The following is a 23,516-nucleotide window of genomic DNA, read 5'->3' on the forward strand; positions in this document are numbered from 1 at the left end:
TCGATTCCTATTCATTGTCGGCGAATATTCGGTAACTCATCATCGCCAGCGCGTCCCACGTTCGTTTCGCAGTCGTATCGGTGCCCGGTCTGCGGGGCAGCAGAACGTCGCCGAGTCGATCGCGAAATCCACCGGAGTTCGGCTGAGCGCCACCAGATGATGCTCGTGGCGTGTGTACGCTGCGGGGGATGGTGCTACGCGAGGGGAGGATGGACGTCCGTGTCTTGTACGAGCAGGGCGTCCGCGGTGCTGCGCTCCTGGCGAGTGTGGCTAAAGCGGTCGATGCGGAACTCGCCAAGACAGGTGAGCGGTTGGTGTTACTGCTCAGTGAGCGCGTGACGGGTGTCGGCGAAAGCGTGACCGATCCGTGGAGGACGTACCAGGGTGTGAAATTTGTGGCCGGTCCCTGCGAACCTGATCCTGGGCCCACCAACAGTTAAGGGTCTCAAGGCAATTCGTGAGCTGCGAGCTCCTGCGTTTGACGGGTGTGCTGATGGGTAGAGCATGGTGCTAGGTGGCGGGGCGAATCCGGAGCCGCCGCGTTGCTAGTCCCTGGTAGTCATGATGGCGGCTACCGGGGGCGCCCCGAGGTGTAAACGTCTGGGCCGTTTACATCTTGTCGGAGCGGGTACCCCGCGCGCAGCGGTGCGTGCGGCGTCGCTCGAGGGGTGAAACGCGATGAACGAGTTGGAGCAGTTGGTCTTCGAGGTGCGGGGGTTCGCGACCGAGGTGCGGAAGCTGGGTTACTCGTCTGCGGTGAATGAGAACCCGTTCGTTGAATTGTCGGAGCGCATGGTTCGCCACGCCGATCGGGCGGATCACCGGAGTCGCTGAGCCCGGTGTCTTGTGCGGGATAACGCCCCATTCGCCGCAAGCGCCACTGCGGTGGTGGCGGTATGCCGCCACCCGTTAGCTCGGTTGCCTGGCCTGCAGGTCAAGATAGGTGCGCAACAAAGGCAGTTCAACGCCAAGTGCGGCGGCTTCGAGTTGCATCAAGTCGCGGTAGGTGTCGTCGGCGCGGTGTTCGATGAGGTCGTCGCGCAGGTGGTCGGTGAGCCGATCCTCCTGCCACCAGAAGTTGAGTTCGTAGCGGATCTCGTCTAGCCGTGCTACGACATCGCGGTCATCCAGCGGCGATCGCCCACGCAGGGTGGTTTTGAGTTGGTCGGCAAGCTGCGGGGATTGGGCACGGGTTAGCACTTCAACCCGGTCTTTGGGGTCCAGCGTGTAGAACCACGACAAGTCGACAGGTTGTGCAGGGTTGTCGGGCATGCCCCGAACCGTAGCCCTGCTGGCGCCAGGCGTCATTAAGCCCCTCGTCGGGCCGGGCGTAGCCTGAACAGATGCGGGGCGATTGTTCGATTTGGGGTGTTGATGATGGCGGACCGCCACCACATGAGGGGTAGTCGCCTCGGAGCCGTGAGCTACGAGGTCGAGCGCAGCCATGACTTGGCGCCGCGCCAGATAGCGCGCTACCGCACCGCGAACGGCGAGGAGTTCGCGGTCCCCTTCGCCGACGACGCGGAGATGCCCGGCACCTGGTGGTGTCGCAACGGCATGGAGGGCAGGCTGATCGAGGGTGGTGAGCTGGCCGAGCCCAAGAAGGTCAAAGTGCTGCGCACACCCTGGGACATGCTGCGGGAACGCCGCTCGATCGAGCAACTCGAGGAACTGCTCGAGGAACGCCTCGAGATCATCAAGTCACGCCGCGGTAGGTAGCTCAGTTCTAGTTGGGCGACCACGCTCGACCCCGATACTTTTCACTGCGGCTTTCGAGAAACGCAGAACGTTAGTTCTGAGAACCCGGATCGCAGCGCCGTGCGGTGAAGTATCGGCGGCGCGCACAGCTGGCTGTCAGCGGCTGCGGTGCACGGAGCGGCGCATCAGGCGCCGCAGGTGTTCCAGGTCGCCGTTCACCGGCATGTCCGTGACCGCGCCGTCGGGCGGACCAAGTTCAGGTTTGCTATGCGGGACAACGTGACCGTGGTGCCTACAGAGCGCCGCACCACGCGGTCAGGCTCACTTGTGGTGTCGACGCGGGAAGTGACGATGCTCGACATCGCGACGGATATCACCAGGGCGGGCGGGCTGAACAACGCAGCAACGGTCCTGGTCGAGTTGGCAGACGAAGGTTTCGACAGCGCAGCGCTCGTCGAACTGTCGGCGCTGTTTCCTGCCGCGGCGGGCCGACGCATCGGATGGATTCTGAAGAACGTCGGTAAGCGCGACGGCCTCGAACCACTGCACGCCGTCGTCGCTGCTCGGCCTGCGGCGGCATCGCAGCTCAGCCCGACCGGACCGACGACGGGCAACACTGACCATCGCTGGGCGCTGCGACTCAACGCCGAGGTGGAGGCAGACATCTAATGCTGCCAGGCAACGTCATCACCGGCTGGTCGGTCGATCATCCGTGGCCGGAACGGCGCCAGGTCGAGCAGGACTTGCTGCTCTCACGTGCAATATGCGAAATCGCCAATCACCCGTACCTCGGCGAGGAACTGGCATTCCGGGGTGGCACCGCACTGCACAAGCTGCACACGGACCGCCCATATCGATATAGCGAAGACCTCGACTACGTCCGAGCCACCGCCGACGGCATCGGGCCGATGTTCGATGCCCTCCGAGAAGTAGGCGAAAGTCTCGGATATGAGGCGAGGTCCAACCTCGGTAGACAAGCCCCGCAACGGGTTTTGCGGGTTGTTGTCGAAAGCGTCGGGGTTGTCGCGGCTTGGATCGAACACGGTTAAGCCAAGTCCTATCCCGTTCAGATTGACGATTCCACCGCCCACCCATCCATCTCGGTGCACCAAGGGTTGGACAGACCACCAGTCGGTCGTGGAGTCTTCCACGCGGTCAAACGGGCGGTACCGAAGTTCGTCGTGGGATAGGTCTCCGGCGACGCACAACCCCCAGTTTCGCGGCCACATCGCGCGGCCCAACAACAGGTCAACCGCCTCTCGCGGAAACTTGGCTTTGTTGCCGTTAAAAGCTTTTCCGACAGCATGATTCACAATCAGTTTGAGAACCCAATTCTGGAAGTCTTCGCCCGAAATGGTGATCTCTTCGTGTGCGCCCCATTCGCCCGCGCCGTTGAGAAATCGCAAAGCGATTGTTCGGATGAAAGTTGCGAATTGGAGAGCCGCATCGTCGGCCACGTGCAGATCGTTGTTGTGCTTCTCGCACAAGATGTTCGTTTTGAACTGCTTCGGACTGACGAAGTTCTGTACGCCGACCCGATCGTGCCCAAAGACGTCTCACTGTCGACCGGCGCGGACACTCCGTTGATCGTCCGGCGGACGTACCGAGCCGCACACAATATCGGGCATTTCCGCTTCGTGGAGTGCAGCCGCCTCGTCAACGGCCGCCCCGACGGCGACGTGACCCCCTACGATCCTGTCCTGTTCCCGTTCGACCCCGCCCTGTACGACCGCGACGACCTCGGGCGCCAGCCGGTCGGTCGGTGGACGGACGGACCGGATGTCGAAGAGCGCTACATCGTCGCGCCCAGCGGGGCCGTAGAGGTGACGCTGACGACGCAACCGGGCGGTTTCATGCGCACCTTCCGCCTGGAGCGGCACGCCTCTGTGGGGTTGTAGTACGGCCTTGTCACATGGCAGTAGCGTCAGATTGCATGGCAGAGATCGATCTCGAAGCCCTGTCCACTCCCGAACACGGCTACACCGTCATCGACGACGATGACGACGACCCGGTCTTGCTGGACCGGGAGGGCAATCACATCCAGACTTGGCGCGAGCGATATCCCTACGATCACCGGATGCCGCGCGACGAATATGAGCATTTGAAGCGGCGACTGCAGATCGAGCTGCTGAAGCTACAGAAACACAGCAAGCGGACCGCGGCCAGGCACGTCATTGTGTTCGAGGGTCGCGACGCGGCCGGCAAAGGCGGAACCATTCAGCGATTTATGGAGCACCTCAATCCGCGCGGGGCGCGGGTCGCGGCGCTCGAGAAGCCGACTGATCGCGAAAAGACGCAGTGGTATTTCCAGCGCTACATCAACCACTTGCCATCGGGCGGCGAAATAGTGCTGTTCGACCGGTCCTGGTACAACCGGGCCGGCGTCGAGAAGGTGATGGGCTTCTGCACCCCCGACGAATACGCCGAGTTCATGCAGCAAGCACCGCTGTTCGAAGAGATGTTGGTTGCCAACGGGATAAACCTGACCAAACTGTGGTTCTCTGTTTCCCCCGCCGAACAACGCACCCGTTTCGCCATCCGTCTGGTCGATCCCGTCCGGCACTGGAAGTTTTCGCCGATGGACATGAAGTCGATAGATCGATGGGGCGACTACACCGCGGCTAAAGAGAAAATGTTCGAAGCGACCGATACCGACGTTGCGCCGTGGATCGTGGTGCGCAGCAATGACAAGAAGCGGGCCCGCATCAATGCCATGCGCTACGTCCTCGCCAAATCCGACTACGACGACAAGGACGACGAGGTGGTGGGCGAGCCGGATCCGTTGATTGTGGGCCGCGCGCTGACCGACTGAGCTAGAAACGATGCTGGCACAGACTGCGCCACGAACCGAAGAGGACCGCTCATGCCCACCTGGCTCATCACTGGCTGCTCAACCGGACTCGGTCGCGCGCTCGCCGACGCGGTGATCGGGGCCGGCCACAATGCCGTCGTCACCGCGCGCGACGTCACGAACGTCGCGGATATCGCCGACGCCGCACCCGACCGGGTGCTGGCTGTGGCGCTCGACGTCACCAAGCCAGATCAGATCGATGCGGCCATCCGACAGGCTCAACAGCGGTTCGGCGGTGTCGACGTGCTGGTCAACAATGCCGGCTACGGCTATCGCGCCGCAGTCGAAGAGGGTGACGACGCAGAAGTCCGCACCCTGTTCGAGACGAACTTCTTTGGCGCCGTCGCCATGATCAAGGCCGTCCTGCCCGGCATGCGGGAGCGCCGCAGCGGCACGATCGTGAACGTCTCCTCGATCGGCGCTCAGGTGACGCCGGTAGGATCGGGCTACTACTCCGCGGCCAAGGCGGCACTCGAAGGCATGAGTGGGGCGCTGCGCGGCGAGCTGGCTCCGCTCGGCATATCGGTGACAGTTGTTGAGCCGGGCGCATTTCGCACCGACTTCGCCGGACGTTCACTGGTCCAATCAGCTACTGCCATAGATGATTACGCCGACACAGCTGGCCGACGACGCAAGGAAAACGACACCATGGACGGCAATCAGGCCGGCGACCCGGCTAAAGCCGGCGCCGCGATCGTCACCGCTGTTGAATCCAGCGAGCCACCCGCCTTCTTGCTGCTGGGCCCCGACGCCCTGGCCCTGTATCGCTACACCGCGGACGCCCGCGCCAGCCTGATCGCGAAATGGGAACAGCTGACCGGTAGCACCAACCTGGACTGAGCGGCGGCGTCAGCCGCGGGCGATGCTTTTCGCTAGCGCTCGCGACTGTTTGGCCACATGGCCGATCAACCCGGGCCGGGTCAGCATCCCGTGGAAATACAGTCCATCAGCGGCGGGTGACGGCGACAAATAAATCGGTACGCCATCGGGCGCGAGCACGCCCAGATGTCCGACCAGCGGCTCTAATCCGGCCCGGTAACCCGTCGCCGCGATGACCGCATCGGGGTTGATTCTGCTGCCGTCGCCGAGGACGACGTCGCTATCCTCGAATCCGGCGACCGCGGGCACCACCTCGACGGATCCATCGCGGACCGCGTCGACGACCTCGGGATCGACGATCGTCGGCGCGACATCTAACCGATGCGCTCTGGCGAATGGGCCTTCCGCCGGCACCGGCAAGCCGAACTCGGTGAGATCCCCGAATGCCTTGAGGCGCGCGACGGTGGCGATCCGGTCCGATAGCCGCGCAGGCAGATGGTAGAAGGGGATCGATAGCACGTCGTTGGGCAGACCGGCAGGACCGTTGCGCGGCATGATGTTCGGCGGCGTGCGCACGGACAGCCAGACTTTAGCGGCGGCACCGGTGCTCAGGTCATGGGCGATTTCCATACCCGAGGATCCCGAGCCGACGACAAGTACTCGCTTGCCGGCATACGGCGCCGGATTGCGGTAGCCATGTGAATGCGACAACTCACCGGCGAAGCTGCCCGGCCAGTTGGGTAGGACCGGCGTGTGCAGATAGCCGGTGGCCACCACGACATGTCGAGCCTCGATGTCGCCGTCGGATGTGCTCATCAGCCATCCCGACGGCTGCCGGTCGATCCGCTTGACCTCTGTGTTGACCTTTAGTTCGACACCCTCTTCGCGAGCGTGCTTTTCGAAGTGTTCGACGACCTGGTCGCGACTCGGATAGACCGGAGTCCCTTTCGGATAACGTCTTCCGGGTAGATGCGAGAACTGCCTGCCGGTGTTGAGTTTGAGCCGGTCATACCGACCGCGCCATGCTGCGGCGACTTCACCAGCCCGTTCGACGACCAGCGGCCGGATGCCCAGATCGTTAAGGCTCAGTGCCGCAGAGATTCCCGCCGGGCCGGCACCGATGATTACGACACCGCCATCACGCGCGTGCTGTTGTGTATCAATCATCAGCATCCATTTCAATGTGTTAAGGGACGTCCGAGTTGGGTGGTGGACATGTCCCCCTGGCTTTCGGCGGTCAGCCCGCGCGCAGATCCTTGCGCAAAATCTTGCCGGTCGGCGATTTCGGGATCTTGTCGACGAACTCGACCTGGCGAATCTTCTTGAAGGGAGCCACTTTTTCCGCAACGAAGTCGATGACCTGACCCTTCGACAGCGCGACGCCATCCTGCCTTACCACGAACGCCTTCGGAATTTCTTCACCCGAGGAGTTATGGATGACACCGACAACCGCGACGTCAGCGATCCCTGGATGGGTTAACAGGAGCGCCTCGAGTTCGGCGGGTGCGACCTGATAACCCTTGTATTTGATCAGCTCCTTGAGCCGATCCACGATATACACGCAGCCCTGCGCATCCACCCGCGCCAAATCACCGGTGTGCAGAAACCCGTCGGCGTCGATGATCTCCGCCGTCGCGGCAGCATTTCCCAAATAGCCCGCCATTACGTTGGGCCCACGGAAGCACAACTCACCCGATTCACTGAATCCTGAAGAGGGAACGGGTATTTCGTCCCCAGTCTCGATGTCGACGAGCTTGCTCTCCGAGTTCGGCACCGTCCACCCGCATGAGCTCACGGGAGCTACCGTGCCCGCCGGATGCCGGCCTTCGAGCGGGATCACGTGGCTGGCGGGGCTTAGTTCGGTCATCCCGTAGGCCTGCACGACGCAGCACCCGAGCCGTTGCATCACCGCCTTGGCGAGTTCTTCGTCCAGCGGCGCGGCCGCCGATGTCAGGGTGTGCAGGGACGATAGATCAAACGAATCAACCATCGGGTCTTTGGCCAGTGCCACGGCCACCGGCGGCGCGATATAAGCCTGCGTACAACGGTAATCCTGTATGGCGGTCAGGAATTCGCCGAGGTCAAAGGCCGGCATGACGATCAGCCGGGCTCTGTCCCGCAGGGCGGCACACAGGAGCCCAGTCAATCCGTAGCTGTGAAAGAAAGGAACCACCGCGATCAGTGTCTCATCGGGACCCACTCCTGACACTGGGTGCAATTGGGCTACGTTCGCGACCAGATTCCGATGGGTCAGCATCACCCCCTTCGGTTTTCCGGTCGTCCCCGAGCTGTAGGGCAACACCGCCACATGTGTCGCGGGATCAAAGTCGACGTCCGGACTGCAGCTGCCCGTTGGACTTGCGTGTTCGTCAATATCGAGCAGCACGACATCACTGCCGGATATGCCCGCCGCGGACGCCGCCTCCTCGGCCTGCGCTCGCAATCGTGGGGCCGTTATCAGCAGTCGTGCGCCCGAATCCCGTAGCTGGCGGACGATCTCGTCCACGGTGAACAAGACATTGATCGGCGTGGCCGTTGCGCCTACCCGCAGGATGCCGTGCAGGGCAGCCGCGAACGCCGAACTGTTGGGCGACAGCAGACCCACTACATCGCCGACACCGATTCCGCGGTGGGCCAGCATGGCGGCGAAGGACTCGATGCGGGTGACCAGCGCGCGGTAACTGACTTCGGTTTGGGTTGCGGTCTCGACCAGTGCGACGCGATCGCCGTCGGCCTCGTCAAGGTCGCCGAACACGTACTCGTACACACCGGTCTCCGGGATGACGACGTGGGGAAACGGACTTACGAAATTCATGACTACTCCAGGTGATTCAGTCGCTGGCGGCTTCGATGATTCTGTCGGCCAAACTAATTGGGTCGGTGAAGATGGTCTCGTGATTTCCCGGCATTTGAACGAGCCGGTGCGTCCCGAGCCGGCTGGATAGCCGGGGATGCCAGCCCCACTCACCGGGCGGCATCGCTATGTCGTCGGTGCACACCAAGTAGCTTTTCGGCGTGTCGAGTGCGTGGAACTTCTTCAGGTCCAATGGTTCGCTCATCGGCCCGAAGGGCTGAGGCGACAGCTGATCGTAGGTCCAGCATGCCGTCGCCAAGTCCGTGCCGTTGACGAATCTCTGTCGCCAATACTCGAATGGCATCGTCACGGTGTCGTCTGCCGACTCGGAGGCTAACTGTGTCAGGACCGTTCGATCCTCGAGCGGAATAGCATCAAGCAGACATTCGCCGTCGTTGAGCACAAAGCCGCTCACGAATACCAGGCGTTGGATGTGTTCCGAAATCGCTTCGGCCACCTTGCTGACGACGACGCCACCGTATCCGTGACCGACCAGCACGATATCGGTCAGCTCATTGTCAATGACGAAATCCACGATGGAACGCGTCGTCTCGGCGTGGGTCACGGGGCAGCCAATATCCCGGCCATGACCGGCAACGGTGGGACCACATGCATTGTGCCCCCGGGCATTCAACCGTTCGACGACCCGATCCCATGACGAGCCGTCATGCCACGCCCCGTGAACCAAGACAAAAGTCGACACCGCCTACCCCCGTTATACGAGCGGGGCGATGCGTTCGAGCACACCCAGCAGCGATTTACCGTAAATCTCATATCCGACATACGAATTCAGCGCGGCATGTCGGGCTGCGACGTTGGCGTCGCGCCAATATTGCTGCATGGCACTGGAATCAGCGAAGCTTCCTGCGCCGTGGACATTTATCAGCGTCTGTATCGCCTCGAGCACTTGACTGGCGGCGTAAGCGCACTGCGCGCGCGCTTGGGCGCGCAGTGGGTATCCCGCCTCACCGTTGACGATCTCACCCGCGTCCAAGGCATCGGCGACCTCAAACGCATGCAGTCTGGCGGTCCGCAGCTTTAGCTCGGCCTCCGCGACCTGTATCTGCACACCTGCCGAGTCACTTTGGTGGGTAAAAGACGTGTTGGTCAGCGGTTTTGACGTCGCTGTCGAAAGCACCAGGTCCGCGGCGGCTTGGCCGATGCCGAGCAGTGGCCCGACCAGAAGAAGAGCTGCGGCCGGAGCCAACGGAAGCTGATGTTCGGATTCATCTGCGGGCGTCCGCCCGTTCAGCAATGTGCCGAATGCGATCGCGCGGTGCTCCGGGACGAAAACGTCTTCAGCCAACAATGTTTGGCTCGCGGTACCGCGCATACCAACGGTGTGCCAGGTGTCGCGCAGTCGCACCTCGGAGGCCGGCACGAAGCACAGAAAAGTCTCCATGTCGCGTTCGTCCTGATCGGGCACCAGGACGCCGATGGATGCCCAGTCGGCGTGCGGAGCGCCCGATGCGTATGACCAGCTTCCGCTGATCGAGAACCCGCCCGCCACGCGTCGCGCCCTGCCCGGGGCCAGTCCGCCGGCGATCCGGGCGTCGGGCGCACTGAAGATTTCGGATTGAGCCTGCTCCGACCCATGCCTGGCCACGATTGCGGCCCCGGCCCCGATGATCACCAGCCACGCAGCCGATGCGTTTGCGTGGCCGAGAGTTTCGGCGATCTCGAGCACCGTCCGTTGCTGGGCTTCCAAACCGCCGAACCGAGCTGGCTTGAGCAAGCGGAAGAAGCCGGCCTCGGCCAGGGCATCGATCGCCTCGTTCGGCAGCCTGCGCGTGGCCTCGCTCGCCAACGTGCTTTCACGAAGCAGCGGCTGCAATCGCACCGCACTGGCCAACAGCTCCTCATGTGCTGTGGGACACTGCGCTGACGTTGATGTCATCTCACTCCGATCACGCGTACGAAATCCGTTGTCGGGTAACGCTTTCACAGCGAGGCTAGAGCCGCTAGGCCCGCGATACCTCTTATCAGTACAGTTCGCGCAACGTTTGAGACACTTTGCTACGCATGCCGAGGTTCGAGCTCTCAACGGTTGTGGAAATCCGCAAACGCCCAATTGCGAACGTCCCGCAATCGCGAATGGGACGGTGTGACGTCCGCCACATTAAGCGATCCGTACAGGCACTTGCCGCGAATGCCCGACTAGTCCGGTCAGCGGACTACAAAGCAGCAGAAGCGGAGTTCGAAATGGGCGAGAAAAGCGGATCGGCAATCGTCGCGGAACTCAAGACAACCGACACCTTCAAGCAAGTCGCCAAATTCTTTCCGTGTATCCAAGCGCTTGGCCCGCTGGACCGCCGGAAACCGGTTTCGCTGACCCAACGCGCCGGCAGTGTCGGCCCCATCACAGTCCTTGACCTGGCATTGAATGTCGATGCCTGCATTCGGTGCTCCCATGATCGGCCGTTTTACCAAGTCAATATTCTTGCGTCCGGCCAAATGGAGCTATTCCAGCGTGGCTCTTCGATTACCTATGCGCCCGGTCTGGCGACTATTTGCCTGCCCGAGGGTGAACTGATGGTCCCTCGGTGGCAAGCGGGCTGCCGAATGATTGCGTTGCGGGTAGGCCGAAATGCGCTCGAGGACACTCTCGGCGAAGCGCTCGGGCGCCCGTTGACCACACAGATCGAATTCAAGCCGTCCATGGTCACCACCAAAGGACCGGCGCGCAGCTGGATGCACATGTTCACCGTGTTCGCCCAGGAGCTCTTTCGAACTGACAGTGCCCTGTCACAACCGCTGGTGGCGACTCCATTCGTGGACAGCTTGCTGCATGCGCTGCTACTTGCCGCGGACCACCCATACCGCGATGTGCTCGCAGAACGGACCAAACTTGTTGCACCCCATAGTATTCGGCCAGCAGTGGACATCATCGAATCGGAGCCGCATCTGCCGCTGACGATCACCTCCCTAGCAGCTGAATGCCATGTCAGTTCGCGCGCCCTGCAGCAGAGCTTCGTCCGCCATATGGGTATGTCGCCGATGACTTACCTGCGGCAGGTGCGGTTGAGGCGCGCGCATGAGGAGCTCATCAACGCCGATCCTTCGGTCGAAACCGTGGCATCGATCGCCAAGCGCTGGGGATACACGAACCCCGGACGCTTCGCCGCGGCACACGCCGCCCGGTACGGCGAAACGCCGGCGGCCACGCTGCGCGGGTCGGGCCGGGCAATCCCCGTCCCGCAGCGCGACACCACAGCACGTACCACCAGGGCGTAGGCAATGTGAAGGCGCACCACCGCATTAAATTGCAATCATGAGTATCGACTTCAAAGCCCTGGGCCAAGAGCTGTCCAACTGGGGACGCTGGGGTGCGGCCGATCAGATCGGCACGCTAAACCTGGTTACTGCCAGTCACATTCAAGCTGCCGCCGGCGAAATCGTCACCGGCAAGGTATTCCAGTTGAGCATTCCGGTCGGGAAGGACGGGCCGCAAAACGGGTTTATCGGTCGGGTCAATCCCGTTCACCTAATGTCCATGCAACCCGGCAACTGGGATCCTGACGGCCCGCAGGTGGCCGACGATTGGATCGTCATGCCGTTGCAGTCCGGCACTCAGTGGGACGCCCTGTCGCACATCGCTTACGACGGCAAACTGTATAACGGCTATGGCATCGACCAAGTCAGTGCCCTCCATGGCGCCCAGCAATTGGCGGTTGATGCTTTCAGCGATCGAATCGTCGGCCGAGGCGTACTACTCGACATCGCTCGACTGCATGGTGCCGATTGGTTGAGGCCCGGTACCGCGGTCACCGTCGGCGACCTCGAGGAGGCCGAGCGCGCACAAGGCGTGACCGTCGGTGATGGCGACTTTCTCCTGGTTCGCACCGGTTGGCGGCAGCGCTTAGCAAGAGAAGGAAAGGACGGGTGGATGGAGGCCGAGCCCGGACTGGGTATCGACTGTCCACGCTGGCTGCGTGACCGGCGCGTCGCCGCTATCGGCGCGGATAACTGGGCCGTCGAAGTCGTGCCAAGTCAAACGGCGACCCTGCTACCGCTGCATTGCATCTTGATCCGCGACATGGGCATGCCGCTGGCCGAGATTCTCGATCTGGATGCGCTATCGCAAGACTGCGCGGCCGATGGCAAGTGGAGCTTCATGTTTGTCGCCCCACCGCTTCGCATCAGCGGGGCCGTTGGCTCCCCGACCACACCGATTGCGATCAAGTAGGCGCCGCTCACTGGGCCATGTTCTTTCGACCTACCCAAACCCGCGCCGGTGTCCCAGCGCGACCGAGAATAGCTTCGCTATTTTGGAGAGGATTATTCTCCAAAATAGCGAGACCCATTACGATCGGAAACGAATCAACGGGGCCGTATCGAAACCCTCGTACAACGATCGGAGCCCACCATCGACGCCTGGATTCTCGATGCGGTACGCACGCCGCGAGGCCGGGGCCGCCCGGACGGCGGACTACACGACGTGCATCCGCAGACGCTGTTCGCCACTTGCCTCGCGGCGCTGGCCAGGCGCACCGGCTTCGACCCAGCGCACGTCGGTGACGTGATCGCCGGCAACGGCATCCTCTCCGGTGACCACGGCGACGACATCGCGCGCCTATCCGTTCTGTTGGCCGGCTGGCCCGAGACCGTGCCGGGGATGACACTGAACCGGTTCTGCGGATCGGGTCAGCAAGCCGTCACCGTCGCGGCGTCCTCGATCGCCGCGGGCAGCGAAGATCTGGTGATCGCCGGCGGCGTCGAATCGATGTCCCGCTGGGACGTCACGGCCGGAGTGCCGACCATCGACGGCAACAACACAGACTTCCGTGCGGCTTATCCGACGGTGCCGCAGGGTATTTCGGCCGATCTGATCGCGACACTCGAGGGCTTCACCCGCGAGGTTGTCGACAGCTATGCCGCACTTAGCCAGGACCGCGCCGCCGCCGCCATCGACGAGGGCAGATTCGATCGCTCCTTGGTCGAGGTGGCTACGCCCGACGGCACCTTCGCCCGTGACGAGCACCCCCGCCCCGGGTCGTCGGCCCAGACGCTGGCGCGACTGCGGCCGGCGTTCGCGGCGATGGGTGCGGCATGCGCCGGCGGCGAACACCGCACCTTCGACGAGATCTGCCTCGAGCGTTATCCCAGCATCGATCAGATCGACCACGTTCATCACGCCGGCAATTCCTCCGGGGTTGTCGACGGTGCGGCGGCGGTGTTGCTCGCCTCACCGAATTGGGCACAGACCAACGGAGTGAAACCGCGCGCCCAGATCCGGGCCGCTGCCGCGATCGGCAGCGAGCCCATCATCATGCTGACCGCCCCGGGTCCGGCGGCGCAGCGCTGCCTGGAGCGAGCCGGCATGACGGTGGCGGACATCGACCTGTGGGAGATCAACGAGGCCTTCGCCGCGGTGCCGCTCAAGACGATCCGCGACCTCGACATCGATCCCGACCGGGTCAATGTCAACGGCGGCGCGATTGCCCTGGGCCACCCGATCGGTGCCACCGGCGCGATGCTGATCGGAACGATCCTCGACGAGCTCGAACGTCGTGACCTGACAACTGGACTGGTGACCATGTGCACCGGTGGCGGCATGGGTACCGCGACGATCGTCGAGCGGCTGTGACCATGCCGAGCATGCTCAACCTCGACCGGCCCCGTGACGGCGTCGTCATCCTGCGCTTGAACCGGCCCGAGCGGCTCAACGCGATCAACGCGGTGATGCAATCCGAATTGATCCAGGTCTTCGGCGATTTAGCCGACGACGGCTCGGCGCGCGCTGTCGTTCTCACGGGCACCGGGCGGGGCTTTTGCGCCGGAATCGATATGCGCGACTTCGGGCCCGGCATGCTCGAGGCCACGGCGCCCGCACTGGACCGGATGCGGTTTCAGGAGAGGATGGCAGCATTGGCCGAGGCTCTGCGCGCGTTGCCCGCGCCCGTCGTCGCCGCCGTCAACGGCCCGTGCGTCGGCGCGGGATTCGCGCTCTGCCTCGCCTGCGACATCCGTATCTGTTCGGCGGCAGCATCATTCGGTAATGCTGCGATCCTGCTCGGGTTGTCGGGCGCCGAGATGGGCATGAGCTATCACCTCCCCCGCATCGTCGGGACCAGCGTCGCGGCGGACTGGATGCTCACCGGTCGCACAGTGTCGGCCCCGGAGGCCGAACGGCGCGGTCTGGTCAGCGAGCTCGTCGAGCCGGATCGGCTGACCGACCGTGCGGTCGAGTTGGCATCGTCGATCGCAGATCTTTCCCCGCTGGGGGTGCAGCTGACCAAGCGCGCGCTGCAGGTCAACACCGACGCGGCGAATCTCTCCTCGGCGCTGGAGTTGGAGAACCGCAATCAGGTGATCTCGCACGCCACCGAGGAAGCGGCCGCGCGCCGGCAGAAGTGGTCGAAGTGAGCGGTCCGCTGGGCGGCGTCCGCATCGTGATGATGGGAGGCCTGGGGCCAGCACCATTTTGCGGGATGTTGTTGGGCGACTTGGGCGCAAACGTCATCCGCGTCGACCCCGTTGCGGGCGTGGACGGTCCACTCCCCATCGACTACACGGTCCGCCGCAGCCAGCGGTCCCTTGCCGCCGACGTGAAGGATCCCCGCGGCAGGGATATCGTGCACCGGCTGGTCGCCGACGCCGACGCATTCGTCGACGTCTACCGCCCGGGTGTGGCCGAGCGGCTGGGCATCGGCCCGGACGCGCTGCGAACCCGAAATCCGCGTCTTGTCTACGCCCGGATGACTGGCTATGGGCAGGACGGACCGCTGTCCGGTCACGCCGGCCACGACATCAATTACCTCGCACTGGCCGGTGCGCTGCGCGGCATCGGCACCGCCGAATCACCGATTCCGCCACTTAATTTGGTCGGGGACTACGGCGGCGGCGGAATGCTCCTGGCGGTCGGCCTGCTCAGCGCCATTCTCGAGGCCCGCGACTCCGGTGAAGGTCAGGTACTCGACGTCGCCATGGTCGATGGCGTCGCCACGCTGCTGGCCCCTTACTTCGGGATGGTGCCCGCCGGCACCTGGCGCGACCGTCGCCAGGACAACCTGCTCGACGGTGCCGCACATTTCTACGGCACGTATGCCACCGCGGACGGCCGCCATATCGCCGTAGGCGCAATGGAACCCAAGTTCTATGCCGAACTCTGCGATCGCCTTGGCGTCGACGTTCCTCACGACGACGACGAACCGGCCGGCTGGGCCGCACACCGCACGGCGCTGGCTACACGCTTCGCCGAGAAGTCGCGCGCCGAGTGGGAACAACTCCTCGACTCACCGGGATGTTGTGCAACACCGGTTCTTTCGTTGTCAGAGGCGCCGCGGCATCCACACCTGGTAGCCCGGGACACCTTCATCGAGGTGGATGGAATCACCCAGCCCGCGCCGTCGCCACGCTTCTCACGTACCCCGCCCGAGACGCCCTCGTCGCCGTCGTTGCCGGGCGATCACACGAACGCCCTACTGCACGAAATGGGATTCGATGAACACGCCGTCACCGAGCTCGTGAACGCCGGAGTGGTGGCGCAAAGCAACTCGCACTGACGAAATGAAGGGAATGAAAGATGTCGTGGGATTTCTCCACTGATCCAGACTGGGCGCAACAACTCGAATGGGTCGAGGATTTCGTGCGCACCGAGTGCGAGCCCATCGACCTGATCGTCAAGGAGTCGCACGATCTGGGCGATCCGGTGCGCCAAGCGCTGATCCCACCACTGCAGGAGATCGTGAAGGACCGCGGACTGTGGGCCACCCACCTCGGCCCGCATCTGGGTGGCCCGGGCTACGGTCAGGTGAAACTGGCTCTGCTCAACGAGATTCTGGGTCGTTCGGAGTGCGCGCCGATCGTGTTCGGTTCCCAAGCTCCCGATTCCGGGAACAGCGAAATCCTCGCGCACTACGGCACGCCCGAACTGAAGTCGCGTTACCTCGAGCCGCTGCTGGACAACCGCATCGTGTCCTGCTTCTCGATGACCGAACCACAAGGCGGTGCGGACCCGAAGGTGTTCACCACGTCCGCGGTGCCCGACGGTGATCACTGGATCATCAACGGCGAGAAGTGGTTCTCGTCGTTTGCCTCGATGGCGTCGTTCCTCATCGTGATGGCGATGACGGACCCCGATGCAGCTCCCTACCAGCGCTACTCGATGTTCGTCGTCCCGGGCGACACACCCGGCATCAACGTGATGCGCGACGTCGGACTCGGCTACCAGCCACTCGGCGGCGGGCGCGAGGGATACGTCCGTTACGAGAACGTGCGGGTGCCGGCCGATCACATGCTGGGCCCGCGGGGCGGAGCATTTGTCGTGGCGCAAACCCGCCTGGGCGGCGGGCGCATTCATCACGCGATGCGCACCGTCGGCTTGGTGCGACGGATCTTCGACATGATCTGTGAACGGGCCGTGTCGCGCCACACCCAGGGCGAGGCGCTGTCCAACAAGCAACTCGTGCAGGAGATGATCGCCGACTCGTGGATGGAGATCGAGGCGTTTCGGCTACTCACCCTTCAAACCGCTTGGAAGATTGACCAATTCAACGACTACAAGGCGGTGCGCGCCGACATCTCCGCGGTCAAGGCGATGATGCAGAAGGTGCTGCACGACGTGTCGGCGCGGGCACTGCAACTCCACGGATCCTTGGGTACCACGCATGAGATGCCGTTCGTGCAGTATCTGGTGGAGTCTTTTGTACTCGGCCTCGCCGACGGCCCGACCGAAGTGCACAAGGTGACGCTGGCCCGCCTACTACTCAAAGACCGCGAGCCCGCGCCGGATCTGTTTCCCTCCGAACACCTGCTGCGGCTGCGTGCGGCCGCCGAGGCCAAGTTCGCCGACAAGCTGGCCGCCATCCCCCGCGGCTAGCCCTCAGACGGCTGTGGTGACACCTACGTAGGACAGCACCACGTCGGAAAGATCGGTCACCCGGGTCAGCGTGGCGTAGGAGCGAATGAACGACTGGCCCACGCAGCCGTCGATCTTGACGTGGAAGTTGCTGATCATCACCCACGGATTCGCGCCCCGGAACTGCTTTTTGACTACCGGTACGACGATCACGAAGCCGGGCTTGAGCCCCACATTGATCGAACCGCCCATCGGGGCGGAAATCACCGGCAGGAGGGTTCCCGGTATGGGAAACGCGCCCGTGAAACCCAGCGACGGGGTAAGCCCGGCGTTGCCGCCCACCTCGACACCATTGGACGTGCTCATGTCGATTCCACAACCGATCTCGTAACCCACTTCGAGGATGCCCTGGGCTTGTTCGGGCCCCCTTAGCGAACCGACGAATACTCCGCTCGAGAGGTACTCCCGGGACGAGATCGCGGTCGTCAGCGGTGAGACGGGCACCTGGGCCTCGTCCTTGGCGCCGAGGCCCAGGCTCCAGCCATCGGGTGTCGTGATCGTTGCCGGAGGATTCGAGGCCACCGGCCCGCCGGCCGGTGCCGCAGCGGCAGCGACGGACTCGGTGTCGGGATCCCCTCCCGCCGTGGGAGCCATGATCACGGACATGGCCACGCACACGGCAAATACGCCGGCGCGACGCAAGACCAGGGCTTTCCCCCTCACGGGCACCAACGTATGCGCCGTGACATTCGAGCCGGGGAATTTGCTGGCCGATCCGGCAGAGTTGTTGCGCGTTCGTAATTGATATGCGATGCGGCCTCGGCACGCTGGCATTGGCCCCTATAGCCAGCCACCGGCTAAAATTGCAGGAGGCTGACACAAGGCAACGACAGAGAGGGCGCTATGAAAGCTCGTGCGTGTGCTCGCGGACTGGTAGCCGGTGCGATCAGCGTCGTTGCCCTCTGCAGCGGTACCGGGCTGGCACAGGCGGATCCCGACGGCCCTACCCCGATTCCAGTTATCCCAGAACTCGGTCAATTCGACACGATTGACGCGCCCTCGATATTCACGAATCCGGCGGACCGTGGCCGCCCAATAGAGAAGAACTGGGACGGTGTCGGAATGTATTGCCAGAATATTTTCATTCGGTGCGGGTAACCGACCTCCCGTCGGCTTAGTCCACAATCGACCGGGCACGGGTCAACAGCCTCGGCAACGTTGATGCCATGGCTTCCCATTCTTCGCGCGGGGCACGCCTTCGGCGGTTGTGCTTGACGATCAGCGACCAGGTGGCCGCCGACTTGAAACATGCCAGCGCGCTGAACCAGGCGAGGTCGGCGACCTCGTACCCCAGTTCGCGTTGGTAGATCTCGGCGAGTTCGGCAATCGGCGGTGCGATACCGGCCGGGGCCGCAACGCGTCGGTACGTCTCGGGGTCGCAGTTGATCAGAAACCAGCCCGCATCGATGCGCGGATCACCGATCGACCAGATCTCCCAATCGATTACCGCGTTGACGCTGGCTCCGACGGCCATCAGGTTGCCCAGCCGGAAGTCACCGTGCACCACGCTCGACCCGATAGCCGTTGGCGCACAATGCAATAATGCGTCGCGTACGCTCTGCCAGCCGGGAACCAGCGCCGCATCGACGGTCTGCAACGTCTGGCACCAGCGCTCGACTTCCGAGACCGGCTCGACGACCGGTTCCCCGCGCAGCCCGAGGTCGCCCGGTGACAAACTGTGCAATGCGGCCATCGCTCGGCATGCGTTGCGGTAGCGCTCGACCACCTCGGGTGCCGGTGCGCAACCGTCGAACAGCGGCTCGGCGGAGTCGCCGTCGACGTGTGACATCACGAACAGCGGAGGGATGGCGGGCGGATCCCCCGGCTCCTCCCATAGCACCTCAGGAACCGGAACCCGAGTCCCGGCAAGCGCTTTGAGGATGCGGGCCTGCCGCAGCACATCCCGGTGCGCGATCGGCTCAACGCCTGGCGGGGCGAGCTTGATCACCACTGGCCTGCCGGATCGCGCGCCGCGAAAGGTCAAGCCGGAGGCACCGCCGGCCAACGCGGTGACGTCGGTGATGTCGGCAGCCGCGAGCCGGTTTCGCAGCTCGTCGAGGTCGACCTCGACCATCAGCCGGCGGACGCAAACCAGCCGACCTCGGCGAGGAAGGCCTGGGTATGGGCGACACGACCGGTAAGGGTTTTCGGATTTCCCGTGCACAACCGGTACGCGGTCTCGGTGATCAGCTCGATATCCTCGGTGTCGACTTTGGCGAGATCGAGGGTGCCCGCGCCCGGGGTCGCCACGGGATGGGAAGGAGCGGCGGCATTGACGGCGATACCATCGTCGTACAATTCCGCGGCAAGGCTTTTCGTCAGTCGGTTGAGCGCGGCCTTGGCTGTGCCGTAAATCCCGAAGCCGGCGGTTCGGTCGAATTCGGAGAACGGTGGCCCGGGCGGTAAGTCGCCGCCGACCGAGGTCAGGTTCAGAATCCAGCCCCGACCGCGCTCGCGCATCGCGGGAATTGCCAACTGGCACAGATGCAATGGCCCAAGGACGTGCATCTCCATCATCAGCCGGGCACGCCGCTCGGGAAACCCGTCGAGCGGCCGCAGGAAGGTGACCGCGGCGTTGTTCACCAGGATGTCCGGGGCGCCAGCGGCATCCACCACCTCGACGAACAGCCGTTCGCGTTCCTCGGGTTGGGACAGATCCGCTTGGACGGCAACAGCCCGCCCGCCCGCGGCGACGATCTCATCGACGGTCTCGCGCAGTGACCCGTGGTATTTGGGATCGGGGTCCATCGTTCGGGCGGTCAGCGCGACCGCGGCACCCTGCGCGGCAAGCCGCGCGGCGATTGCCTTACCCAATCCGCGGCTGCTGCCGGTGACCAGGGCCACCATCCCGTCGCATCGTTGGTTGGCGCTCATCGTCGACCTCCTCGGGACGGTCCGCTAAACGGAAATGCCTTCTCCAAACTAGAGAACGCCATTATCACTGATCGATGCGAAGCGCAGGCACCGCCCCCCGGCATCGTGGCTCAAATCGTGGGGATCGTGTCGTTTCAGCCACTCACCAGATGGCGGCGGCGACCCTAATGTTCTCGCTATGCAGGTCATTTCCGCTCTCGCCGACACCGCCGTCGCACAGGCCGCCATCCGGTTGGCGCAGTCGACCGAGTCGCCGTCAGTGTTCAACCACAGCGTGCGCAGTTATCTGTTCGGCGAACTGATCGCCGCACGCGAGGGAATGCGCCCTCGCGCGGACTACGACGGGGACACCCTGTTTTTGGGATGCGTCCTGCACGACCTGGGCGCTGGCTCCGCGGCGCTCGGCAAGCAGCGGTTCGAAGTCGAAGGCGCCGACCTCGCGGCCGCGCTGCTGACCGAACACGGCTGCGAGCGCGCGCTGGTGGACGGCGTGTGGGAGGCCATTGCCCTACACACCTCGATGGGCATCGCCGACCGGCGGGGCGCGCTGTGCCACCTGGTGCGCAGCGGTGTGGGTGCGGATTTCGGCCGCGACGCCGAATTCATCGACGACGAAATCGCGGCCACGATCCACGCCCGCTATCCACGGTTAGCGATGGCGCGCACGCTGATGGACGCGATCGCCGCGCAGGCAGAGCGCAGCCCCGAGGCGGCGCCGCCCTACACATTTCCCAGCCAGGTGCTGCAGGAGCGCCAGACCGACGGCGTCACCCTGCTGGAATTAGCGGCCTCGCAGGGTCGGTGGGGCAACTGATCTGATCAGCGTTTGCGCCAGGCGTCAACCGAGTAGCGGCCCCCGCCGACGAACACCAACAGCAAGAAACCAAAGCTGAACAGGATCGCCGGGGTTCCGGCATTGCCGGCCGGTGGGTCACCGATCGGCCACACCGAACGCGGTTGATGCATCCAGAAGTACGCGACCGCCATGTGACCGGAGGCGATGAATGCGGCTGGGCGAGTGAATAATCCGGCGCAGATCAGTAGCCCAGCAACGAATTCGATGAGTCCCGCATACCAGCTGGGCCATGCTCCCAACGGCACGGGCGCGGGTGGCCGGACGGGCCAGCCGAACAGGAGCATCGAGCCGTAGCAGGCGAACAGGAACCCGTAGACCAACCGGAACAGGCTCACCGCGGCTGGCGTGTAGCGCGTCAGGCGGTCGTTGAGACTCGTCGTCATAGCGCCACGTTACGGCCGACGGCCCAGTGAGCGTCGCGACCACGAGGTCGTGCGGGTGGTGTAAACACGTCCGTATGCAAGGAGGCGCACTGACATACCTGCTCCTGTTCGGCGCGATCGCCGCGGAGGTGGTGTCGACGAGCCTGCTCAAGAGCACCGAAGGCTTCAGCCGTTTATGGCCGACCGTGATTTGCCTGCTCGGCTACGGCGCCTCTTTCGCGCTGCTGGCCTGGTCGATCCAGCGCGGTATGCAGACAGACGTCGCCTACGCGTTGTGGTCGGCGATCGGTACGGCGGTGATCGTGCTGATCGCCGTGCTGTTCCTGGGCTCGCCGATCTCCGTGGCGAAAGTCGTCGGCGTCGGGCTGATCATCGTGGGCGTGATTATGTTGAACTTGTCCGGCGCCCACTGAGAGCGACGACGCCTTCCGTCCACGCGAGCAGTCGCCGCCACAGCCGGTGCCGGCTCGATGCCATGTTGTGACAGTGTGCGCTGCCGGCCACCACCAACGTGGTGATGTCGGGGCTACTGCAATACAGGGCGGCCTCGGCGCGCGGGTTCGGCGAGACGTCCACCACGCCATAGCCGAGCAGGACCGGGACATCGATCAGCGCGGCGTGCTGGGCGACAACGCCGGGAATCATGGCCGTGCCAAATACCCGCGGCACCACCGATTTCGCGGTTACGATGTCGGCTTCCACCACATCGGCGGGAACATCGTCGAGGTGAAACCAACCCTGTAAGTGTTCGCGCGGGCCTTCGAAATACGCTTCGGGAAGAGCCGAAAGGATCTCTTGCGCAAGCGCCGCGCGGCCGTCCGCAGTGGCGGCGCGGGCAATGAATGCCGGGTCCAAGTTCAGCGGTGCGACGTGCTGATTGGTGCATCCGAAATTCGCGAGCCCTGCGTAGCTGGAGAACAGCGCTTGCTGGGTGATCGCTAGATAACCGCCCAGCGAATGCGCTACCGCGATGGGCGGCGCGTGGTTACCGGTTGCGGCGGGCAGCACGGCGACGGCGCGGGCGAGCGCGGTGGCGATATCGGTGAAGCCGAAATCGCGTGCCGGCTTTGAGCTTTCGCCGGTGCCCAACGGGTCGACCGTCAGGACGGCATAGCCGTTCTCGGTGACGAAGTCGGCGAAACTGTATCCGCTGTGGCCGACAACGCGCAGGTCCCAGTATTCGCGGCTGTAGGTGCCGCCGGGCAGGCAGACGAGCAGCGCGCGGGCTGCGATGCCGTTGCGTGCCGGGTAGTAAGTCGCGGCCAGCGAGGCCTGCTCCCCGACCACGTCGCTGACGTCGAAACGCATCGGCGTTCGGACGTGGGCAGAAGTCATGGAGCATGACCCTAACGCGCGCCTCCACCTATCCGGACCAGGACTTCAAGAATTCGTGGAGGTCGGCAAGAGACCCTTTCCTGGACAGTCGCCGCACCGACGCGAAGCTCTGGAACAGGACACCGAATGATCAGGATTGCGACCGTGGCCCGCAGCGCTGCCGTTGCGGTGCTGACCGGCGCGGCCGCCCTCGGGTTGGCGGTGGGCACAGCCCACGCCGCTCCGGGCGGCCCCGGCCTACCCAGCGGCGCGGGCACGCTCTACGGCGACCCCACCGCAGCCGCCCCGTTCTGGCGCTACCAGCAATACGACGACGACTGCGTGGAGATGGCGGTCGCCGACGTGGTCGGCGAACTGACCGGCAAGCAGCCCTCCGAGCCCGAGATCGTCAAACTGGCCCAAACGACTCCCAGCAGCGTTCACCCCGGGCCGATCTACACCAAGCCGAAGAAACACAAGAGCGGCGAGGGCACTTCATTCGACGACGAACCGACGCTGTTGGCGCACTACGGAATCCGTGCCGAAAGCACCGACAAGCAAAGTGCCGCGACGACACACGTCCCAACCGGCCTGGTGGCGCTCGAGCAGGATCTGGCCAAGGGCCACAAGGTCATTGCCGGGGTCAACGCCGAAATCATCTGGGGCGAGCCCGTCGAGGACAAAAACTCGGACGGTGAGCCCATGGCGAACCACGCCGTGGTGGTGACCGGTGTCGACACCGCGGCCGGAATCGTGCACCTCAACGACAGCGGCAGCGAGCAGGGCCGCGACGAGCAGGTCCCGATCGACGTCTTCATGCGATCGTGGGACAGCGGTGACGACCAGATGACGGTCACCGGGTAGTCGAGCGAGCTCGCTGTTGCCAGCTTGATTGTTTGCTGGCATTGTCAGGGTCAAAGCGGCTGTATCACAACACGTCTGCGGTGGGCTGATCAGACACCACGTCATCGGAGTCAACTTGGACGACATCAACGAGCACTTGGATG

Annotated in this window: 25 protein-coding genes and 1 pseudogene; 16 read left to right on the forward strand and 10 right to left on the reverse strand. The window is 63.9% G+C overall.

Annotation, left to right across the window (positions count from 1 at the left end):
* The first annotated feature begins 678 nt into the window (after positions 1–678).
* Positions 679–834, forward strand: coding sequence for a hypothetical protein (locus DB708_RS27185; RefSeq protein ID WP_165839728.1), 156 nt, complete (start codon positions 679–681; stop codon positions 832–834).
* 75 nt (positions 835–909) lie between these two features.
* Here DB708_RS27185 and DB708_RS04455 read toward each other — a convergent pair whose 3' ends face one another.
* Positions 910–1,272, reverse strand: coding sequence for a hypothetical protein (locus DB708_RS04455; RefSeq protein ID WP_108920747.1), 363 nt, complete (start codon positions 1,270–1,272; stop codon positions 910–912).
* A 105-nt stretch (positions 1,273–1,377) separates the two neighbouring features.
* Here DB708_RS04455 and DB708_RS04460 point away from each other — a divergent pair, with 105 nt between their 5' ends.
* The 6 genes and pseudogenes from DB708_RS04460 to DB708_RS04485 all read left to right on the forward strand — a co-directional run bounded on the left by DB708_RS04460 (position 1,378) and on the right by DB708_RS04485 (position 5,389).
* Positions 1,378–1,719, forward strand: coding sequence for an RNA polymerase-binding protein RbpA (locus DB708_RS04460; RefSeq protein WP_108920985.1), 342 nt, complete (start codon positions 1,378–1,380; stop codon positions 1,717–1,719).
* 132 nt (positions 1,720–1,851) lie between these two features.
* A complete protein-coding gene (locus DB708_RS04465; RefSeq protein ID WP_261859469.1) occupies positions 1,852–2,367 on the forward strand; it encodes a type IV toxin-antitoxin system AbiEi family antitoxin in 516 nt (171 codons plus the stop codon).
* On the forward strand, positions 2,367–2,747 hold the full coding sequence (locus DB708_RS28155) for a nucleotidyl transferase AbiEii/AbiGii toxin family protein (RefSeq protein ID WP_108920749.1): 381 nt from the start codon (positions 2,367–2,369) through the stop codon (positions 2,745–2,747). Before DB708_RS04465 ends, DB708_RS28155 begins: the two co-directional genes overlap by 1 nt.
* 483 nt (positions 2,748–3,230) lie before the next feature.
* Positions 3,231–3,596, forward strand: a pseudogene (locus DB708_RS04475) (Hsp70 family protein); the annotation flags it as partial.
* Positions 3,597–3,631: 35 nt separating this feature from the next.
* Complete coding sequence (ppk2, locus tag DB708_RS04480) at positions 3,632–4,510, forward strand: polyphosphate kinase 2 (RefSeq protein WP_108920750.1); 879 nt, start codon at positions 3,632–3,634, stop codon at positions 4,508–4,510.
* A 51-nt stretch (positions 4,511–4,561) separates the two neighbouring features.
* Positions 4,562–5,389 (forward strand): oxidoreductase, encoded by an 828-nt coding sequence (locus tag DB708_RS04485; RefSeq protein ID WP_108920751.1) that lies wholly within the window; start codon positions 4,562–4,564, stop codon positions 5,387–5,389.
* A 9-nt stretch (positions 5,390–5,398) separates the two neighbouring features.
* On the opposite strand, the gene DB708_RS04490 is transcribed toward DB708_RS04485, so the two are convergent.
* From DB708_RS04490 to DB708_RS04505, 4 genes are all read right to left on the reverse strand, one after another.
* On the reverse strand, positions 5,399–6,541 hold the full coding sequence (locus DB708_RS04490; RefSeq protein WP_235616622.1) for a flavin-containing monooxygenase: 1,143 nt from the start codon (positions 6,539–6,541) through the stop codon (positions 5,399–5,401).
* Positions 6,542–6,605: 64 nt separating this feature from the next.
* Positions 6,606–8,183 carry an AMP-binding protein gene (locus DB708_RS04495; protein ID WP_108920752.1) on the reverse strand — a complete coding sequence of 526 codons (1,578 nt, stop codon included), beginning with the start codon at positions 8,181–8,183 and terminating at the stop codon, positions 6,606–6,608.
* 16 nt (positions 8,184–8,199) lie between these two features.
* Complete coding sequence (locus tag DB708_RS04500) at positions 8,200–8,925, reverse strand: alpha/beta fold hydrolase (protein WP_108920753.1); 726 nt, start codon at positions 8,923–8,925, stop codon at positions 8,200–8,202.
* Between the two features lie 12 nt (positions 8,926–8,937).
* A complete protein-coding gene (locus DB708_RS04505) occupies positions 8,938–10,119 on the reverse strand; it encodes an acyl-CoA dehydrogenase family protein (RefSeq protein ID WP_108920754.1) in 1,182 nt (393 codons plus the stop codon).
* Positions 10,120–10,244: 125 nt separating this feature from the next.
* Here DB708_RS04505 and DB708_RS04510 point away from each other — a divergent pair, with 125 nt between their 5' ends.
* The 6 genes from DB708_RS04510 (at position 10,245) to DB708_RS04535 (ending at position 17,043) form a co-directional block, all read left to right on the forward strand.
* Entirely contained in the window at positions 10,245–11,456 is a 1,212-nt protein-coding gene (locus tag DB708_RS04510) for an AraC family transcriptional regulator (protein ID WP_108920755.1), read from the forward strand.
* A 37-nt stretch (positions 11,457–11,493) separates the two neighbouring features.
* Entirely contained in the window at positions 11,494–12,408 is a 915-nt protein-coding gene (locus DB708_RS04515; RefSeq protein ID WP_108920756.1) for a cyclase family protein, read from the forward strand.
* Between the two features lie 192 nt (positions 12,409–12,600).
* The gene (locus tag DB708_RS04520) at positions 12,601–13,809 is read left to right on the forward strand and encodes an acetyl-CoA C-acetyltransferase (RefSeq protein ID WP_235616642.1); all 1,209 of its coding nucleotides are present in this window, start codon (positions 12,601–12,603) and stop codon (positions 13,807–13,809) included.
* Positions 13,810–13,811: 2 nt separating this feature from the next.
* The gene (locus DB708_RS04525) at positions 13,812–14,588 is read left to right on the forward strand and encodes an enoyl-CoA hydratase/isomerase family protein (protein ID WP_108920758.1); all 777 of its coding nucleotides are present in this window, start codon (positions 13,812–13,814) and stop codon (positions 14,586–14,588) included.
* The gene (locus DB708_RS04530; protein ID WP_108920987.1) at positions 14,585–15,727 is read left to right on the forward strand and encodes a CaiB/BaiF CoA transferase family protein; all 1,143 of its coding nucleotides are present in this window, start codon (positions 14,585–14,587) and stop codon (positions 15,725–15,727) included. Before DB708_RS04525 ends, DB708_RS04530 begins: the two co-directional genes overlap by 4 nt.
* 20 nt (positions 15,728–15,747) lie before the next feature.
* Positions 15,748–17,043, forward strand: a complete 1,296-nt coding sequence (locus DB708_RS04535; RefSeq protein WP_108920759.1) for an acyl-CoA dehydrogenase family protein — start codon at positions 15,748–15,750, stop codon at positions 17,041–17,043.
* 3 nt (positions 17,044–17,046) lie between these two features.
* Here DB708_RS04535 and DB708_RS04540 read toward each other — a convergent pair whose 3' ends face one another.
* The 3 genes from DB708_RS04540 to DB708_RS04550 form a co-directional block, all read right to left on the reverse strand.
* On the reverse strand, positions 17,047–17,730 hold the full coding sequence (locus tag DB708_RS04540; protein WP_235616643.1) for an MspA family porin: 684 nt from the start codon (positions 17,728–17,730) through the stop codon (positions 17,047–17,049).
* Between the two features lie 466 nt (positions 17,731–18,196).
* A complete protein-coding gene (locus DB708_RS04545) occupies positions 18,197–19,156 on the reverse strand; it encodes a phosphotransferase family protein (protein WP_108920761.1) in 960 nt (319 codons plus the stop codon).
* A complete protein-coding gene (locus DB708_RS04550; protein WP_108920762.1) occupies positions 19,156–19,956 on the reverse strand; it encodes an SDR family NAD(P)-dependent oxidoreductase in 801 nt (266 codons plus the stop codon). Before DB708_RS04550 ends, DB708_RS04545 begins: the two co-directional genes overlap by 1 nt.
* A 178-nt stretch (positions 19,957–20,134) precedes the next feature.
* Here DB708_RS04550 and DB708_RS04555 point away from each other — a divergent pair, with 178 nt between their 5' ends.
* Positions 20,135–20,770, forward strand: a complete 636-nt coding sequence (locus tag DB708_RS04555; protein ID WP_108920763.1) for an HD domain-containing protein — start codon at positions 20,135–20,137, stop codon at positions 20,768–20,770.
* A gap of 5 nt (positions 20,771–20,775) precedes the next feature.
* On the opposite strand, the gene DB708_RS04560 is transcribed toward DB708_RS04555, so the two are convergent.
* On the reverse strand, positions 20,776–21,195 hold the full coding sequence (locus DB708_RS04560; RefSeq protein WP_108920764.1) for a DoxX family protein: 420 nt from the start codon (positions 21,193–21,195) through the stop codon (positions 20,776–20,778).
* An 89-nt stretch (positions 21,196–21,284) separates the two neighbouring features.
* Between DB708_RS04560 and DB708_RS04565 the strand changes: the two genes are divergently transcribed.
* Entirely contained in the window at positions 21,285–21,608 is a 324-nt protein-coding gene (locus DB708_RS04565) for a DMT family transporter (RefSeq protein WP_108920988.1), read from the forward strand.
* On the opposite strand, the gene DB708_RS04570 is transcribed toward DB708_RS04565, so the two are convergent.
* On the reverse strand, positions 21,580–22,530 hold the full coding sequence (locus DB708_RS04570) for an alpha/beta hydrolase (RefSeq protein WP_108920765.1): 951 nt from the start codon (positions 22,528–22,530) through the stop codon (positions 21,580–21,582). The two genes, DB708_RS04565 and DB708_RS04570, sit on opposite strands and share 29 nt — an antisense overlap.
* Before the next feature lie 126 nt (positions 22,531–22,656).
* Between DB708_RS04570 and DB708_RS04575 the strand changes: the two genes are divergently transcribed.
* A complete protein-coding gene (locus DB708_RS04575) occupies positions 22,657–23,373 on the forward strand; it encodes a cysteine peptidase family C39 domain-containing protein (RefSeq protein ID WP_108920766.1) in 717 nt (238 codons plus the stop codon).
* Positions 23,374–23,516 lie beyond the last annotated feature (143 nt).

The sequence above is a fragment of the Mycobacterium montefiorense genome (genome assembly GCF_003112775.1).
Taxonomy (GTDB): domain Bacteria; phylum Actinomycetota; class Actinomycetes; order Mycobacteriales; family Mycobacteriaceae; genus Mycobacterium; species Mycobacterium montefiorense.

Excerpts from the sequence above, each read along its gene's own strand:
- DB708_RS27185 (WP_165839728.1), top strand. The coding sequence starts at position 679 with ATGAACGAGTTGGAGCAGTTGGTCTTCGAGGTGCGGGGGTTCGCGACC.
- DB708_RS04455 (WP_108920747.1), bottom strand. The coding sequence starts at position 1,272 with ATGCCCGACAACCCTGCACAACCTGTCGACTTGTCGTGGTTCTACACG.
- DB708_RS04460 (WP_108920985.1), top strand. The coding sequence starts at position 1,378 with ATGGCGGACCGCCACCACATGAGGGGTAGTCGCCTCGGAGCCGTGAGC.
- DB708_RS28155 (WP_108920749.1), top strand. The coding sequence starts at position 2,367 with ATGCTGCCAGGCAACGTCATCACCGGCTGGTCGGTCGATCATCCGTGG.
- ppk2 (WP_108920750.1), top strand. The coding sequence starts at position 3,632 with ATGGCAGAGATCGATCTCGAAGCCCTGTCCACTCCCGAACACGGCTAC.
- DB708_RS04485 (WP_108920751.1), top strand. The coding sequence starts at position 4,562 with ATGCCCACCTGGCTCATCACTGGCTGCTCAACCGGACTCGGTCGCGCG.
- DB708_RS04490 (WP_235616622.1), bottom strand. The coding sequence starts at position 6,541 with ATGCTGATGATTGATACACAACAGCACGCGCGTGATGGCGGTGTCGTA.
- DB708_RS04495 (WP_108920752.1), bottom strand. The coding sequence starts at position 8,183 with ATGAATTTCGTAAGTCCGTTTCCCCACGTCGTCATCCCGGAGACCGGT.
- DB708_RS04505 (WP_108920754.1), bottom strand. The coding sequence starts at position 10,119 with ATGACATCAACGTCAGCGCAGTGTCCCACAGCACATGAGGAGCTGTTG.
- DB708_RS04510 (WP_108920755.1), top strand. The coding sequence starts at position 10,245 with ATGCCGAGGTTCGAGCTCTCAACGGTTGTGGAAATCCGCAAACGCCCA.
- DB708_RS04515 (WP_108920756.1), top strand. The coding sequence starts at position 11,494 with ATGAGTATCGACTTCAAAGCCCTGGGCCAAGAGCTGTCCAACTGGGGA.
- DB708_RS04525 (WP_108920758.1), top strand. The coding sequence starts at position 13,812 with ATGCCGAGCATGCTCAACCTCGACCGGCCCCGTGACGGCGTCGTCATC.
- DB708_RS04535 (WP_108920759.1), top strand. The coding sequence starts at position 15,748 with ATGTCGTGGGATTTCTCCACTGATCCAGACTGGGCGCAACAACTCGAA.
- DB708_RS04545 (WP_108920761.1), bottom strand. The coding sequence starts at position 19,156 with ATGGTCGAGGTCGACCTCGACGAGCTGCGAAACCGGCTCGCGGCTGCC.
- DB708_RS04550 (WP_108920762.1), bottom strand. The coding sequence starts at position 19,956 with ATGAGCGCCAACCAACGATGCGACGGGATGGTGGCCCTGGTCACCGGC.
- DB708_RS04555 (WP_108920763.1), top strand. The coding sequence starts at position 20,135 with ATGCAGGTCATTTCCGCTCTCGCCGACACCGCCGTCGCACAGGCCGCC.
- DB708_RS04560 (WP_108920764.1), bottom strand. The coding sequence starts at position 21,195 with ATGACGACGAGTCTCAACGACCGCCTGACGCGCTACACGCCAGCCGCG.
- DB708_RS04570 (WP_108920765.1), bottom strand. The coding sequence starts at position 22,530 with ATGACTTCTGCCCACGTCCGAACGCCGATGCGTTTCGACGTCAGCGAC.
- DB708_RS04575 (WP_108920766.1), top strand. The coding sequence starts at position 22,657 with ATGATCAGGATTGCGACCGTGGCCCGCAGCGCTGCCGTTGCGGTGCTG.